Source organism: Streptomyces sp. P1-3, from assembly GCF_050613155.1.
Taxonomy (GTDB): domain Bacteria; phylum Actinomycetota; class Actinomycetes; order Streptomycetales; family Streptomycetaceae; genus Streptomyces.
This window is the reverse complement of record NZ_CP192512.1, coordinates 3,657,876-3,671,533: the sequence shown is the minus strand read 5'-3', so window position 1 is coordinate 3,671,533 and position 13,658 is coordinate 3,657,876. Positions and strand designations below refer to the sequence as shown.

Sequence of the window (13,658 nt, the reverse complement as noted above, 5' to 3'; positions counted from 1 at the left end):
TCGCCCCACATACACCGCTGGAGAGCCGCCGCGCGTCCGCCGAATGAGCGGAGTCACGTTGAGCACACGCTTACGGACCTCGGAGCCCGGCAATACGTATCGATACGTCGAGCCGTGGTCGGGAGGCTGGAGCATGAGCATCTGGTGGTCTCTCCATCTACGCCGCGAGGCCGCGAGCGTGCCGCTCGCCCGGCGACTGCTTCTCGGCACCATGGAGGCGGCCGGGGTGGACCCCGAGATCTCCCACGACCTGTCCATCGCCCTGACCGAGGCCTGCGCCAACGCGGTCGAGCACGGGGGCGCGGCGGGCGCGGGGGACGACTATCGCGTCACGGCGTTCATCGACGGCGACACGTGCCGCATCGAGGTGACGGACTCCGGCCCGGGCTTCCCCTACGCCCCACCCCACCTGGCCCCCCGACCGGGCTTCTCCTCACCGCAGCCTCCCCACCAGACAGCCCCCGCCCAGGCAGAGCACGGGCGAGGGCTGTTCCTGATCGAGGCCCTGACCGACCACGTCCGCTACCGCAACCGGGTGGGACGGGCGGGGGCCGTGGTGAGCTTCGACAAGATCCTCAAATGGCGCGAGGACGCCCTCCTGAAGGCGTCTTGATCGAACTGCCATGCACCGCAAGTATCTTGCGGCGCATGGCAATGGCTGACTATCTTGTACCGCATGACAAAGGAGCTGCCCACCGCCGGTGACCAGCGGCGCAGCCAGCTCCTGCGCGGAGTGCTCGATCTGTGTCTGCTGTCGCTGATCGCCGAACGGCCGCGGTACGGCTTCGAGTTCGTGGAGGCGCTTGCCGGCAGCGGGCTTGAGCTGGTGAGCGAAGGCAGCATCTATCCGCTGCTGGCCCGGATGGAGCGGGCGGGGCTCATCTCCTCGTACCGGGCACCGTCGTCCAGCGGTGGTGCCCCGCGCAAGTACTACCGCCTGACCGAGGCAGGGCGGGCCGAACTGGCCGGCGGCCGGGCCGTGTGGCACGGCTTCACCAGGCAGGTGGGCCGGATCCTGACCGACACCGCATCCACCACGGGGGACAGTGCACCATGACGAAAGAGCGGATACTCGCGGTCTGTCGCAGCAACTGGGAGTACCGGGGGATCGACGACGCCTCCGTGCGGGAGATGCTCGCCGAGCTCTCCGCACACCTGGAGGACGCGGAGGCCGCCGGCCGTACGACACGGGACGTCGTCGGTGAGGACGCCAAGGCGTTCGCCGCGTCATGGGCGCGGGCGCGTGCTCCGCTCTCCCGCAGGGCACTGCGCACAGCGTCGCTGGCCTGCCTCGTCCTCGGCTGCCTCCTGCTGCTCTCCTGCCTGCTCCATCGGGCGAGCCAGGTGCCGGTGACCGCCGACCGCATCGCCTTCTACGCCGTCGTTGCGACGGTCACGGTCACCTGGGAGATGCGGCGGGGCAGCCTGGGGCTCCTCAGGGGCTGGGCCGTCTCCCTCGCCGTCGGCCTGCCCGTGATGCTGCTCACCTGGTGGCTGGCCGCCGACGAGGTGCTGTTCACACTGCCGCTGTGGGTCGCGCTGGCCCTGCTCCTTCCCGGGCTGCCGTACGCGGTCGCCGATGCACGGGCCAAGAAGGGCGCCGATCCAGGCGCCAGGTGAGGTCGGGTACGCGTCCGGTCAGGCCTTCTTCACGACGCTGGACTTGAGCTGCATGGAGCCGAACCCGTCGATCTTGCAGTCGATGTCGTGGCCGTCCACACCGTCGACGAGGCGGATGTTGCGCACCTTGGTGCCCGCCTTGATCCCGGTGGGGCTGCCCTTGACCTTCAGGCTCTTGATCACCGTCACCGTGTCGCCGTCGGCGAGTACGTTGCCGACCGCATCCCTGATCACCCCGTCCTCGGTGCCGCCCCCGGCTTCGGCGGACGCGGGCGACCACTCATGGCCGCACTCGGGGCAGATCAGGAGCGCGCCCATCTCGTAGGCGTACGCGCTGGAGCATTCGGGGCACGGCGGCAGGTTCTCGGACACTCGGGAAGTGTATTCCAGCCAAGGGGGCGCCGGACGCTCGAAGGATCTCGGCGGCCCGTTCACGAGGGGTCGGTGGGGACCGCGGCCAGGAGGCTGCGGACGACGGGGCCGGCGGAGGCGCCGCCGGTGACGCCCTTCTCGACGACGCAGGCCACGGCGACGTTGCCGCGGTGGGCGACGATCCAGCCGTTGTTGGGTTCTTCCTCGGAGACCTCGGCCGTGCCGGTCTTCGCGCCGATGCCGCCGGGCAGATCGGCCAGGATCCGCGCCGTGCCGTCGGTGACGGTGGCGCGCATCATCGCGCGCAGTTGCGTGACGACCTTCCGCGGGAGCGGAGTGGTGGTCGTCGTGTCCTGGTCGCCCCGTGTGATGGCGGGCTGGTGGAACGTGCCGGAGACCGCGGTCGCGGTGACGGACGCCATGATCAGCGGGTTGGCCAGCACCCTGCCCTGGCCGATCATCGAGGCGGCCTTCTCGGTCTGGTCGCGCGGGGTCGGCACCGACCCGTCGTACGAGGGGATGCCGACGTGCCAGTCCTGGCCGACGCCGAAGTACTTACGGGCGACGTCCCCCGATTCCTGGTCGCCGAGCCTGTCGCGCAGGCTGATGAACGCGGTGTTGCACGACTTGGTGAAGTCCTTCAGGAAGGTGGCGCCGCGGTACTCGGAGGTCTCGACGTTCTGGAACCGCTTTCCCACGGTGAGGTACCTGGGGCAGTCCACGGTGTCGCCGGGCTTGACGGCGTCCTTGAGCAGGAGCGCGCTGGTGGTGACGATCTTCCAGGTGGAGCCGGGCGCGTAGGTGCCGGAGACCGCGCGATTGAACCCGGAGGACGGGGAGTTCGCCACGGCCAGGATCTCGCCGTTGTCGATCCGCAGGGCGACGAGCGCGGCGTCCTTGCCGTCGGCCTCGGAGGCGAGGGCCTTCTCCGCGGCGGACTGCCAGGCGGCGTCGATGGTGGTGGCGACGGGCCGGTCGGCGGGGCGGCCGGGCTTCTTGCCGAACGTGGCTTCCGTGCCCTTGACCTGCCCGGTGGCCCGGTCGACGAGCTTGATCGAACCGCGCGGACCGCCGGTCCCCGCGCCGGCGACCTGGCTCAGGACCGGCCCCAGGGAGGGGTGTGCGTCGCTCGACAACGCGGCCCCCGCACGGTCGGTGATCTCGGGGCCGTGGGTCTCCTCGCGCTCCAGGCGGAACTTCTGGGTCCCGCTCAGATGCGGGTGGACGAGCGACAGCCTCCAGGCCACCTTCCAGGTGCCGTCATCCTGCTTGCGCAGCGGCAGTCTCGATGTGTACGTCCACGTGCCCAGGCCCGTGACGGGCATCTTGGCGGTGAAGGGGACGCTGACGGTGCCGTCCTCGGCCGCCGCGGCCTTCGCCGCCGTGAGGGCCGGTCTGCTGATGTCGAGCCCGGCGGTGAAGTTGCGCAGCACCTCCTGTGCCGGACCGGGGCTGGTGGTACGGCCGGCCGCGCTCGGCAGGCGGCCGCCGGCCCAGTCGGTCAGAAACGCCCGTGCCTGGGCCATGGCCGCGGGGTCGGGGCCGCGGTCGGGGTCCGCGGCGCCACGGTCGAAGGGGCCGAGACCGGCGGCGTATGCCCCGCCCGCGGCGACGGCGATCACCACGGCCACCGCGGTGGCCGACCGGACCATCGTGCGAGGTCTGCGGCGGTGGGTGGTGGCGTGCCCGGGTTCTGGCATCGGGGGATCCTTCTCCTCGTATTGACGTGTTGTCGTGTTGACGCTGTGTGCGGCGCGTATTGCCGTTGAGGCGCAGGTCTTGTCGGTGTTCAGCGGCTCATCGGTGTCGGGCGGCGAAGAAGTCGAGAATCGTGCCGGTCGCGTCCAACGCGGTGCTCGTACGCCCGAAGCCCTTGGGCGGAGTGATGGGCGAGCCCGGCCAGGTGTGTCCCGCGTCGTGCATGACGAGGAGCTGGACGGTGGCCCCGGAGGACCCGAGGTTCCATACGGTGCGGTCGTAGCCCGCCTTGGCCTGCTTGGCCGGGGCGCCCGCCCGGCCCGCGGCGGCGAACGCCTCGGCGGTGGCCCGGGCCGACATGGTCGGGGTGATCGGTTCCTGGCCGGCAGGGGCCGGGCCCGGGTCGGGCATCCCCGCGAGCGGGCGCACCCGGTCCTCGGCCCCGTAGACCACCATGGCCGGCACCGCTCCGGTGGGCTTGACCGCCGCGCGCCCCGTGGGGAGTTGGCCGGACACCGAGGCCACTCCCGCCACCAGATCGGGGCGTTGGGCCGCCACCCGCAGTGCCATCGCGCCTCCGTTGGAGAACCCGACGACGTAGACCTGTCGGCGATCGGCCTGTTCGGTGCGCACGAGTTCGTCGATCAGCGCCTTGGCGAACCGTACGTCGGCGTCCGGGTCCGGCCGCTGCTCGGTGGCCGCGGTACCGGCGCCCCACGCGTTGCGCAGGCCCTCGGGGTAGGCGATCAGCATGCCGCGCGCCTTGGCGGCCTTGTCCAGGCGGCTCTGCTCGCGCATCTTCTCCGCGGAGGAGCCGCGCCCGTGGAAGGCGATGACGAGCGGCCGGGGCCCGCCGCCGTTCGTGCCCGGCCGGTGCAGCAGGTACTCCCGCGTACCGCCGTCCACCCGCACGTGCTCGCGGGTGCCCGCCGCCGCGGCCGTACCGCCGCCGTGCGAGGAACTGCCGGCCGGAGCCGGTGAGGAGGACCGCTCGGACGCGGTGCCGCAGCCGGCGAGCGCGAGGCCGAGTGCCACGGCGCCGCACCAGGTGCGTACGGTGCGCCGGCGAAGGGAGGGAGCAAGGGAAGCCATGCCCCGAGGAGAGCAGCGCCTCGCGGCATCTGTCCAAGTTCAGTATCGACCTCAGACCGATTAATCTTCGATATGGTTGCTGGTCGTGGACCTGATAGGGCACTTGGAGTGCTTTGTGGCTGTTGCAGAAGAGTCACACTTCGGCCGTGCCGCCGCTCGCCTGGGCATGGCCCAGCCGCCCCTGTCGCAGCGCATCCAGCGCCTGGAGCGGGAGTTGGGGGTGCGTCTGTTCGAGCGCACCAGCCGGCAGGTGACGATCACCAAGGCCGGCACGCTGCTGCTGGTGGAGGCGCGTGAGCTGCTCGCCCGTTCCGAGTCGCTGATGGCCGCGGCCCGCCGTATCCGGGACGGGGAGAGCGGGCTCCTGCGCGCCGGGCTGTCGCCCGACATCGCGGGCGAGACCGTCGCCGCGCTGGTGGCGGACTTCCAGCAGCGCCACGCCGGCCTGGAACTGGAGCTGCACGAGCTGTCCACCGCGCAGCAACTCGCCCGGTTCGCGTCGCACGACCTGGACGTCGGGCTCATCCATCACCCCTGTGACGTCTCGGGCCTGGAGCTGGGCCCGGTCCTCCGGCGCGAGCTGGGAGTGCTGCTGCCGCGCGACACCGCGGCGGCCGAGTTCGACGAGGTCCCGCTCGCGTCCCTCGCCGGGTACGACCTGATCCTCTTCCCCCGCGCCGGCGCCCCGGTGCTGTACGACGACCTCCTGACCACGTGCGCCCGCAACGGCTACACGCCCACCGCCGTCCGGCACGGCCAGGGGGCCAGCTTCGTCCGCGGCCTGGTCCTCTCCGCGAAGGCCGTCGCCCTCAGCACGCGCGATGCCCAGCCCGCGGACACCGGCCACCGGGACCCGGACCTCGTCTGGCGCCCGCTCGCCGGTGCCCCCCTGGCCTGGCGCCACTCCGCCGCCTGGCCGCGGGGGCACGGCGACGCCGCCGTCAGCGCCTTCGCGGAAGCGGCGACGCGCGCGCTGCGCACCACCGCGGGCGCGATCGACGACACGCCCTCGCGCCCGCTGCACCTGCGCCCGGCAGTGGAGTACTGGCTGTGAACGACACTCTCGGCCGCATTCGCGCGGCCTTCGCCGAGGCCGGCGTCACCGGCTGGCTGCACGCCCTCGACATCGACTCCGGCGCGCAGATCGACGCTGGTGCGGACCACCCGGTGCCCACCGCCAGCGTCCACAAGCTCTGCCTCCTGGTCGCCCTCCACGAACTCGCCGCGGCGGGGTGCGTGGACCTCACCGAGCAGATCGAGTGCCCTCCGGCCGACCGCACCGCGGGCCCCACCGGGGTCGCCGCCATGCTCGACCCCGTCCGCATGTCACTGCGCGACGTCGCCTACCTGATGATGGCCGTCAGCGACAACGCGGCCGCCGACCTCCTGCTGCGGCGCGTCGGTCTCGACGCCGTCAACGGCACCACGACCCGCCTCGGCCTCACCCGCACGCACGCCGTCCACACCTTCGGGCAGCTCTTCGCGACCGTCAGGGAGGACGCGGGCCCCGGCGGTGCCCGGGCACTGGCCGACCCGCACGTCATCACCCGGCTCAGGGCCCTGGACCCGGCCCGCACCAACCGCAGCACCCCGCGCGACATGACCCGCCTGCTCGGCGCCGTCTGGCGCGACGAGGCCTGCACCCCCGAGCACGGCGCCGCCATCCGCCGCCTCCTCGGCCTCCAGGTCTGGCCGCACCGCATGGCCTCCGGCTTCCCCTTCGACGACGTCCACGTCGCGGGCAAGACCGGCAGCCTGCCGACCGTACGCAACGAGGTCGGCGTCATCGAGTACCCCGACGGGGGCCGCTACGCCGTCGCCGTCTTCACCCGCACCGCCAACACCGCCGCCACCCTCCCCGCGGCCGACGCCGTCATCGGCACAGCCGCCCGCATCGCCGTCGACGCGCTCCGCGCCCCGTAGCGGCCCCGCCCGTCACCCCGATCGGGGCCCCGGTGGACAAGGGTGACGGTCCGTCTAGAACTCCAGCCGCGCGCCCTCCGGCAGTTCGATGCCGAAGTCGGAGTCCAGCACCCGCCGCAGCTCCGCCGGGTCCGACAGCTCCCGCTTCTCGCGCGTACCGTCGGCCCGCGTGGTCACCATGATGTGCCCGACGAGGGCGAGGTGGGCCTCGGGCGTGGTGCGCTGGACGAAGAGGGTGTGCTGGAAGGGGGAGCGCGGGTTCGTCGCTATGTGCCAGTTGATGACCTCGAAGTCGCCGTGCTCGAACGGCTCCCGGGAGAAGGCGTACTGATCGGACCACGCGTCGTCCTGGAACGTCTGGAGCACCCACAGGTCCTCCAGCCCGTGGTGCGGCTCGCGGACCAGGCGGTGCGCCCGGCCGCCGCCGCGGACCTCCACGCCGACCTCCAGCGGGATGCCCTCGTACAGGCCGCCGATGCTGCCGAAGCCGACGTCGGCGACGTACTGCCGGGACTCGCCAGGTACGTCCACCAGCAGAAGCATGTGCGTACGCGGGCGGACGGCGCCCTGCGCGTCGACGCGGACGCGTGCGGCGAGGCGGGTGACGCCGAAGCCGAGCGCTTCGAGGGCGGCGGCGAAGAGGGTGTTGTGCTCGAAGCAGTAGCCGCCGCGGCGGCTGCGGACCAGCTTGGCCTGGAGGTCCGGCAGCGCGAGGGAGGGCGCGGAGCCGAGGACGGCCTGGACGTTCTCGAACGGGATGCCCCGGAGATGCGCCCGATGCACCGACCGCAGCGTCTCCGCGCTCACCTCGCGCCTGCCCGACCAGCCGATGCGCGCCAGATACGCGTCGAGGTCGAGCCGCGGTGACTCGCCGGAGGAGTGGTCGGAGGGGGTGTCGCCGGTCGCCGGTGCGGTGGTGTGGGCCATGGTCCGACCGTAGGCGACGGGGGCCGGCGACCGCGTCGGCCTGCGGGCCGGACGGGGCCTGGTCCGCAGGCCCTAGGACTCAAGGGCCCAGGGCTCAAGGGCCCAGGACTCAGCGGAGCGGGCGTCTGCCGCCGCGGCGGATGCGGGCGATGAGCAGGACGATCGCGATGACGAAGACGAGCACGCCGATGACCAGCAGGTAGATCAGGCCCTCCACGACAGCGCCGATCAGGCCGAGCACCATGGCCACGAGGAGCAGGAGCAGGACGAGCGTCATGGCGTGGCCTCCCCGGTCAGCGGCGGGCCAGCCGCCGTTCGCCGCCGGCGCCGGTCTGGTACTTCAGGTCGTAGTGCGTGAAGACCGCCGGCTCGTCCTCCGCCGGCAGCACGCCGTCGGTGTCGATGGAGGGCGCGTCCTTCACCAGCTGCTTGCTGTACGGCACCTTCAGATAGCCCGGGCCCACGGTCGCTCCGGTGAGGGGGACGAACGCGAGACGGCGCCGGGCCAGCAGACCGACCGTCACGGTCGCGAACGCGGGCTGGTCGGTGGCGGTGTCGACGTAGATCGACTCCAGCGTGCCGATCTTGTGGCCGCCGTCGTCCACCACGTCGTGGTCGCGCCACTCCCGGATGTCCTCGACCTCGAACACCGCTGCCCTCCAGCCGTACCGCTGCCCTCCAGCCGTCTGCTGTCTCCATCGTCCTCCGGCGGCCGCCGGGCGGCCAGCGGAGCGGGCGGGGGCGCGGGAGTACGCTGGCAGGACCGAGGCATCCCGTCTCGCCGGGGGACACCTGCGCGGCCGTGCGGGCGCGGTCCGCGGTTCGAAGGATGTGAGTCCCGTGGTCACCTTCCTCACCGTGGTCGTGATTCTCGTACTGATCGTCCTCGGCATGCTCCTGATCCACCGGCTCAACGCCCAGGGGGCCGGGCGGGCGGAGGGCTTCCGCCACCGCTGGCTCGGCGGCCGGTCCCGTGCTCCGGGGCCGGGCCGGCGCCGCCGCCGTATGTGAGGGGAACCGGACCGCCCAGGCCGTACGTCCAAGATCACCGAGACGGCGTACCGACACGGCGTGCCGACACGGCGGAAGGCGGGGCGATGGCGCACCGGTTGCTCTATCTCGTACGGCATGGCGAGTATGTGTCGGACCGGGACGACCCGCTCGACGAAGGCACCCTCACGGAGAACGGCAGGCGCCAGTCCAGGCTGGTCGCGGAGCGGCTGCGGCAGGTGCCGTTCACGGTCGTCCACCACAGTACGGAGCGCAGGGCCGCGGAGACGGCCGCGCTGATCACGGCGGAGCTGCCGGGGATACCGGTGCGCCCGTCGGACCTGCTGCGGGAGTGCGTCCCGGCGCTACCGGAGCCGGAGGTGCTGACTCCGGCGCAGACCGCGTTCTTCGACGGGCTGCCGCCGGAGTCGCTCGACGAGGGGCCGCGACAGGCGGAAGCGGCCCTTGTGCGCTACGCGGGCCTGGGGCGCGGCGACGACGGCGAGGGCGACGGTGACGGGTCCGCCGGCGAGGGAGACGGTGACCGGTCCGCCGGGCCCGAGCTCATCGTCAGCCACGGGAACCTCATCAACTGGTTCGTCTGCCACGCCGTCGGCGGTCCCGCCTCCGGCTGGCTGCGGCTCCTCGACTACCACTGCGCCGTGACGGTCATCCTCTACCGCTCGGACGGCCCGGCGAAGCTCGTCACCTACAACGACGCCTCGCACCTGCCGCCCGAGCTGCGGGGCACCGACTACCCCGCGGACTGGCGCATCTGACGTCCTCTCGGTTCCTCATGGCGCGGTGCCTCCGTGCTCAGATCCCGTCCACGGCCGCCACCGTGAACGGACGCTCCGGGGTCCCCGGCCCCATCGGGCCGCCCTTGTCGAACTGCGAACGGACCACCAGGAGCCGTCCGTCCTGGCGGACCAGCGTCGTCGGCGTCTGGAGTGACGGGTCGGTGAGCAGCCGTTCCAGGCGGGCCCTGCCGCCGTCCGGTGAGATCCGCCAGCGGCTGATGGTGTTGCTGCGGTTGTGCGCGGCCCAGAGGGTGCCGTGCCGGAGGTCGAGGCCGTCGGCGTGGGTCAGGTCCGCGCCGCGCAGGGTGACCCTGCGGACCGAGCCCGTGGCGATGCCGAGGCGGTAGAGGTCGCCGCCGGTCATGTCCACCGCCAGCACGTACCGTCCCGCCGGGTCGACGACGAGCCCGTTGAGCGTGAACGCGTCCGGCTGGTGCGGATCGACCATGCCGCTCAGGTCGAAGCCGTCCCGGAGCCGGGCGCGGCCGCCGTCCGCCACCGCCTGCCGTACCTGCGCGGGCGTCACCCGGTAGACCGTGGCGCGGCGGCTGTCGGTGAGGTACGCGGTGCCGTCCGGGCCGATGGCGACGTCGTTGACCCACGCGCCGTCCGCCACCGGGGCGTCGAAGCGGGCGACGAGGCGGCGGCCGTGCACGTCGTACAGCGAGACGCCCGCCTGGTCGGCCACCCACAGCCGGCCGGCCCGGTCCGCCTTCAGGCCGCCCGCCGTGGTGCGGCCGTCGGTGCCGGAGGGCAGGAAGACCTCCGCCTCCGTCCGACCCGGAGTGATCTTGTAGACGGCGCCGGTGGTGAACGACGAGACGTACAGCTCGCCGGTGCGCGGATCGGCGCCGATCCCCTCGGGGTAGACCCGGTCGCCGGGCAGGACGTGGGCGGTGGAGACGCGGGCGGCGCAGGCCTGGGCGGCGGCGGGGCGCGGCTCGGGCTGCGCAGCCCGAGCCGCCGGTGCCAGAGCGGCCAGGGCCGCCAGAGCGAGACCCGCGGCGGCGGCGGAGCGACTGCGGGGACGGCGGGGGACGCGAGGCATGGGGTGCTCTCCCTAGCTCTCAAGCGATCAGGTGAGCCGTAACGATAGTAAGAACTCTAATCATCGACAAGGTCCATATCTTCGTAAGGGTGGGAATGGCTCAATACGATGCGAAGATGACGATGCCCACCTCCGAACGCCTCGGCTTCTACGTCAAGCGCACCGAGCAAGCCCTCAACGCGACCAAGCACGCCGCGCTGAAGCCGGCCGGGCTGACGGTGCCGCAGTACGCCGCGCTGCTGTGCCTCTCGGAGAACCCCGGGATCTCGGCCGCCGCCCTGGCCCGCGCCTGCGCCGTCACCCCGCCCACCATGAACACGGTGCTCAAGAACCTCCAGGAGCGCGGGCTGGTCGAGCGCACCCCGCACGCCTGGCACGGAAACGTCCTGGAGACCCGCCTCACCGAGCAGGGGCGGACGGTGATGGCGGACGCGGACGCCCGCGCGGTACGCGTCGAACGTGCCCTCGCCGCCGAGTTCAGCGACGAGGAGCGGGACACCCTGCTCGCGCTGCTCGGCCGCTGTGTGGACGTCCTGGAGGCGGTCCGGCCCACCGCCGGCTCCTGACCGGCCCGGTTCCGGTACGTCAGCCCCCGGCCCCGACCCGGTACGTCAGCCCCCGCCGCCGGCCCCGGTCGCCGACGCGCTGCGGTACTCCTGCGGGCTGACGCCCCGTACCCGCTTGAAGGCCGCGCTCAGCGCGAACGCGCTGCCGTACCCCACCTGCCGGGCCACCGCCTCCAGCGTGCTGTCCGGCTCGCGCAGCAGATCCGCGGCCAGCGCGAGCCGCCAGCCGGTCAGATAGCCCATCGGCGGCTCGCCGACCAGCTCCGTGAAGCGCCGGGCCAGCGCGGCGCGCGAGACGCCCGTGCGCGCCGCGAGCCCGGCGACCGTCCAGGGGTGCGCCGGGTCGTCGTGCAGCAGCCGCAGAGCCCGGCCCACCACCGGGTCGCCCTGCGCCACGTACCAGGCCGGAGCCGCCGCCTCCGGGCGCGCGAACCAGGCCCGCAGCGCCGCGATGAGCAGCAGGTCCAGCAGCCGGTCGAGGAAGACCTCCTGTCCCGGCCGGTCCCTGGCGATCTCCTCTTCGAGCAGCGCGGTCAGCGGGGAGTCCCAGGCGTCGCGCGGCAGCACCAGCAGCGCGGGCAGCACTCCCAGCAGCCGTCGGCTGATCTCGCCGCCCACCCGGTACGTACCGATGAGCAGCACCGTCTCGCCGTCCAGACCGTCGCCCCACGTCCGCACCCCCAGGTCCATCGCCTCGCACAGCTCCGTGCCGTCCGGGGTGGTGGAGCGCCCGTCGGGATGGATCACCGTGCGCGGCGGGGTGTCCGGGCTGTCGGCGAACGCGTAAGGATCGGGGCCGCGCATGATCGCGACATCGCCGGGGCCCATCAGCCGCGGCCGGCCGTGCTCCGGAACCGCCCATGCCGTGCCGCGCGCCGTCGTCACCAGGGTCAGCGGCGCCCGGTCCTCGACCCGTATGGACCAGGGCGGATCCAGGATCGCCCGGAGCAGGAACGCTCCCCGGGCCCTGGGCCCGTCGAGCAGGCCCGCGAGTACGTCCATGGGCCCAGCCCCCCGTCAACAGAGTGCGCCCGCGGCAGGGCGTCAGCCCCGCCGCGGGCGGCACGGTTCGTCAGTCGGCGTCGGTCAGCCCTTGAGCCGGGCCATCCACGCCTCGACGTCGTCGGCGGTGCGCGGCAGCCCCTCCGACAGGTTCCGGTTGCCGTCTTCCGTGACCAGGATGTCGTCCTCGATACGGACGCCGATGCCCCGGTACTCCTCCGGCACCGTCAGGTCGTCCGCCTGGAAGTACAGCCCCGGCTCGACGGTCAGGCACATGCCCGGCTCCAGAACGCCGTCCGCGTACGTCTCACGGCGGGCGACCGCGCAGTCGTGCACGTCCAGGCCGAGCATGTGCCCCGTACCGTGCAGCGTCCAGCGGCGCTGGAGGCCCAGCTCCAGCACCTTCTCCACGTCGAGGTCGCCGAGCAGGCCCCACTCCACGAGCCGGGTGGCCAGCACCCGCTGGGACGCCTCGTGGAAGTCCAGGAACCGGGCGCCCGGCCGGACCGCCGCGATACCGGCCTCCTGCGCCTCGTACACCGCGTCGTAGATCTTGCGCTGGAGCGCGTTGAAGCGGCCGTTGATCGGCAGGGTGCGGGTGACATCCGCGGTGTAGAGGCTGGTGGTCTCCACGCCCGCGTCCAGCAGCAGCAGCTCGCCGGAGCGGACCGCGCCGTCGTTGCGCACCCAGTGCAGGGTTGTCGCGTGCGGGCCCGCGGCGCAGATGGAGCCGTAGCCGACGTCGTTGCCCTCGACGCGCGCCCGGAGGAAGAACGTTCCCTCGATGTAGCGCTCGGAGGTGGCCTCGGCCTTGTCCATGACCTTCACGACGTCCTCGAAGCCGCGCACGGTCGAGTCGACGGCCGCCTGGAGCTGACCGATCTCGTACTCGTCCTTGACCAGGCGCAGCTCGCTGAGGAAGCCCCGCAGCTCCTCGTCCCGCTCCGCGGTGACCTTGTCGGTCAGGGCCGCCTCGACGCCGGCGTCGTGGCCGCGCACGGCGCGGACCGGGCCGGTCGCCTCGCGCAGCGCGTCGGCGACCTCGCGCACGTCCCGGCAGGGCACACCGAGCAGCTGCTCGGCCTCGGCCAGGCTGTGGCGGCGGCCGACCCACAGCTCGCCCTGGCCGTCGAGCCAGAACTCGCCGTTCTCGCGGTTGGAGCGCGGCAGCAGGTAGAGGGTCGCCGCGTGTCCCTCGGCGCCGGTCGGCTCCAGGACGAGCACGCCGTCCTGGGTCTGGTCGCCGGTCAGGTACACGTACTCGGTGGCGGCGCGGAAGCCGTACTCGGTGTCGTTCGAGCGGGTCCTGAGATGGCCCGCGGGGATCACCAGGCGCTCGCCGGGGAAGCGCGCGGAGAGCGCGGCGCGGCGGCGGGCGGTGTGCGCGGCCTGCTCGATCGGCCGCAGGTCGTGCAGCTCGGTGTCGGCCCAGCCGGTCTTCATGTTCTCGGCGAGCTCGTCGGAAACGCCCGCGTACAGGCCGTTCTTCCGCTGCTTGATGGGCGCCTCGGTCTCCGGGGTCTCCGGGATCTCCGCGGTCGGCTCCTCGGTCACGTCATCCTCCTCGAACTGGACCCGGTCCATCGTAGGTGGCAGAGGGGGGCGACCGTGAGATGTGTG

General features: G+C 72.7%; 17 protein-coding genes. 8 read left to right on the top strand and 9 right to left on the bottom strand.

What is annotated here, in order from left to right:
* The first annotated feature begins 133 nt into the window (after positions 1-133).
* The 3 genes from ACQUSR_RS15600 (at position 134) to ACQUSR_RS15590 (ending at position 1,620) form a co-directional block, all read left to right on the top strand.
* A complete protein-coding gene (locus tag ACQUSR_RS15600; protein WP_431043168.1) occupies positions 134-613 on the top strand; it encodes an ATP-binding protein in 480 nt (159 codons plus the stop codon).
* A gap of 63 nt (positions 614-676) precedes the next feature.
* The gene (locus ACQUSR_RS15595; protein WP_431043167.1) at positions 677-1,057 is read left to right on the top strand and encodes a PadR family transcriptional regulator; all 381 of its coding nucleotides are present in this window, start codon (positions 677-679) and stop codon (positions 1,055-1,057) included.
* Positions 1,054-1,620, top strand: a complete 567-nt coding sequence (locus ACQUSR_RS15590) for a hypothetical protein (protein WP_431043166.1) — start codon at positions 1,054-1,056, stop codon at positions 1,618-1,620. The genes ACQUSR_RS15595 and ACQUSR_RS15590 overlap by 4 nt, the downstream gene beginning before the upstream one ends.
* 18 nt (positions 1,621-1,638) lie before the next feature.
* Here ACQUSR_RS15590 and ACQUSR_RS15585 read toward each other — a convergent pair whose 3' ends face one another.
* From ACQUSR_RS15585 to ACQUSR_RS15575, 3 genes are all read right to left on the bottom strand, one after another.
* A complete protein-coding gene (locus tag ACQUSR_RS15585) occupies positions 1,639-1,992 on the bottom strand; it encodes a zinc ribbon domain-containing protein YjdM (protein WP_431043165.1) in 354 nt (117 codons plus the stop codon).
* A gap of 59 nt (positions 1,993-2,051) precedes the next feature.
* Positions 2,052-3,692: a penicillin-binding transpeptidase domain-containing protein gene (locus ACQUSR_RS15580; protein WP_431043164.1), complete on the bottom strand. Its 1,641-nt coding sequence runs from the start codon at positions 3,690-3,692 to the stop codon at positions 2,052-2,054.
* 97 nt (positions 3,693-3,789) lie between these two features.
* A complete protein-coding gene (locus ACQUSR_RS15575) occupies positions 3,790-4,782 on the bottom strand; it encodes an alpha/beta hydrolase family esterase (RefSeq protein ID WP_431043163.1) in 993 nt (330 codons plus the stop codon).
* 115 nt (positions 4,783-4,897) lie between these two features.
* On the opposite strand from ACQUSR_RS15575, the gene ACQUSR_RS15570 reads away from it, so the two are divergent.
* Both ACQUSR_RS15570 and ACQUSR_RS15565 read left to right on the top strand, forming a co-directional pair.
* Positions 4,898-5,836, top strand: a complete 939-nt coding sequence (locus ACQUSR_RS15570; RefSeq protein ID WP_431043162.1) for a LysR family transcriptional regulator — start codon at positions 4,898-4,900, stop codon at positions 5,834-5,836.
* Complete coding sequence (locus ACQUSR_RS15565; protein WP_431043161.1) at positions 5,833-6,705, top strand: serine hydrolase; 873 nt, start codon at positions 5,833-5,835, stop codon at positions 6,703-6,705. The genes ACQUSR_RS15570 and ACQUSR_RS15565 overlap by 4 nt, the downstream gene beginning before the upstream one ends.
* 54 nt (positions 6,706-6,759) lie before the next feature.
* On the opposite strand, the gene ACQUSR_RS15560 is transcribed toward ACQUSR_RS15565, so the two are convergent.
* From ACQUSR_RS15560 to ACQUSR_RS15550, 3 genes are all read right to left on the bottom strand, one after another.
* Entirely contained in the window at positions 6,760-7,632 is an 873-nt protein-coding gene (locus ACQUSR_RS15560; RefSeq protein WP_431043160.1) for an arylamine N-acetyltransferase family protein, read from the bottom strand.
* Positions 7,633-7,741: 109 nt separating this feature from the next.
* The gene (locus ACQUSR_RS15555; RefSeq protein ID WP_431043159.1) at positions 7,742-7,909 is read right to left on the bottom strand and encodes a hypothetical protein; all 168 of its coding nucleotides are present in this window, start codon (positions 7,907-7,909) and stop codon (positions 7,742-7,744) included.
* Positions 7,910-7,925: 16 nt separating this feature from the next.
* Positions 7,926-8,282 carry a PRC-barrel domain-containing protein gene (locus ACQUSR_RS15550; RefSeq protein ID WP_431043158.1) on the bottom strand — a complete coding sequence of 119 codons (357 nt, stop codon included), beginning with the start codon at positions 8,280-8,282 and terminating at the stop codon, positions 7,926-7,928.
* Between the two features lie 190 nt (positions 8,283-8,472).
* On the opposite strand from ACQUSR_RS15550, the gene ACQUSR_RS15545 reads away from it, so the two are divergent.
* Positions 8,473-8,643: a hypothetical protein gene (locus ACQUSR_RS15545; RefSeq protein ID WP_431043157.1), complete on the top strand. Its 171-nt coding sequence runs from the start codon at positions 8,473-8,475 to the stop codon at positions 8,641-8,643.
* A gap of 86 nt (positions 8,644-8,729) precedes the next feature.
* Complete coding sequence (locus ACQUSR_RS15540; RefSeq protein ID WP_431043156.1) at positions 8,730-9,401, top strand: histidine phosphatase family protein; 672 nt, start codon at positions 8,730-8,732, stop codon at positions 9,399-9,401.
* A 37-nt stretch (positions 9,402-9,438) separates the two neighbouring features.
* Here ACQUSR_RS15540 and ACQUSR_RS15535 read toward each other — a convergent pair whose 3' ends face one another.
* Positions 9,439-10,470 (bottom strand): SMP-30/gluconolactonase/LRE family protein, encoded by a 1,032-nt coding sequence (locus ACQUSR_RS15535; RefSeq protein WP_431043155.1) that lies wholly within the window; start codon positions 10,468-10,470, stop codon positions 9,439-9,441.
* Between the two features lie 116 nt (positions 10,471-10,586).
* On the opposite strand from ACQUSR_RS15535, the gene ACQUSR_RS15530 reads away from it, so the two are divergent.
* Entirely contained in the window at positions 10,587-11,036 is a 450-nt protein-coding gene (locus ACQUSR_RS15530; RefSeq protein WP_304463026.1) for a MarR family winged helix-turn-helix transcriptional regulator, read from the top strand.
* Between the two features lie 45 nt (positions 11,037-11,081).
* Here the strand turns inward: ACQUSR_RS15530 and ACQUSR_RS15525 are convergent, their stop codons facing one another.
* Positions 11,082-12,038, bottom strand: a complete 957-nt coding sequence (locus ACQUSR_RS15525) for an AraC family transcriptional regulator (RefSeq protein WP_431043154.1) — start codon at positions 12,036-12,038, stop codon at positions 11,082-11,084.
* A gap of 84 nt (positions 12,039-12,122) precedes the next feature.
* Positions 12,123-13,622 (bottom strand): aminopeptidase P family protein, encoded by a 1,500-nt coding sequence (locus ACQUSR_RS15520; RefSeq protein WP_431043153.1) that lies wholly within the window; start codon positions 13,620-13,622, stop codon positions 12,123-12,125.
* Positions 13,623-13,658 lie beyond the last annotated feature (36 nt).

Bases quoted from the DNA above. Each gene is read 5' to 3' on its own strand.
- ACQUSR_RS15530 (WP_304463026.1), top strand. From the start codon at position 10,587: ATGACGATGCCCACCTCCGAACGCCTCGGCTTCTACGTCAAGCGCACC.
- ACQUSR_RS15600 (WP_431043168.1), top strand. From the start codon at position 134: ATGAGCATCTGGTGGTCTCTCCATCTACGCCGCGAGGCCGCGAGCGTG.
- ACQUSR_RS15595 (WP_431043167.1), top strand. From the start codon at position 677: ATGACAAAGGAGCTGCCCACCGCCGGTGACCAGCGGCGCAGCCAGCTC.
- ACQUSR_RS15580 (WP_431043164.1), bottom strand. From the start codon at position 3,692: ATGCCAGAACCCGGGCACGCCACCACCCACCGCCGCAGACCTCGCACG.
- ACQUSR_RS15535 (WP_431043155.1), bottom strand. From the start codon at position 10,470: ATGCCTCGCGTCCCCCGCCGTCCCCGCAGTCGCTCCGCCGCCGCCGCG.
- ACQUSR_RS15575 (WP_431043163.1), bottom strand. From the start codon at position 4,782: ATGGCTTCCCTTGCTCCCTCCCTTCGCCGGCGCACCGTACGCACCTGG.
- ACQUSR_RS15540 (WP_431043156.1), top strand. From the start codon at position 8,730: ATGGCGCACCGGTTGCTCTATCTCGTACGGCATGGCGAGTATGTGTCG.
- ACQUSR_RS15520 (WP_431043153.1), bottom strand. From the start codon at position 13,622: ATGGACCGGGTCCAGTTCGAGGAGGATGACGTGACCGAGGAGCCGACC.
- ACQUSR_RS15560 (WP_431043160.1), bottom strand. From the start codon at position 7,632: ATGGCCCACACCACCGCACCGGCGACCGGCGACACCCCCTCCGACCAC.
- ACQUSR_RS15525 (WP_431043154.1), bottom strand. From the start codon at position 12,038: ATGGACGTACTCGCGGGCCTGCTCGACGGGCCCAGGGCCCGGGGAGCG.
- ACQUSR_RS15555 (WP_431043159.1), bottom strand. From the start codon at position 7,909: ATGACGCTCGTCCTGCTCCTGCTCCTCGTGGCCATGGTGCTCGGCCTG.
- ACQUSR_RS15590 (WP_431043166.1), top strand. From the start codon at position 1,054: ATGACGAAAGAGCGGATACTCGCGGTCTGTCGCAGCAACTGGGAGTAC.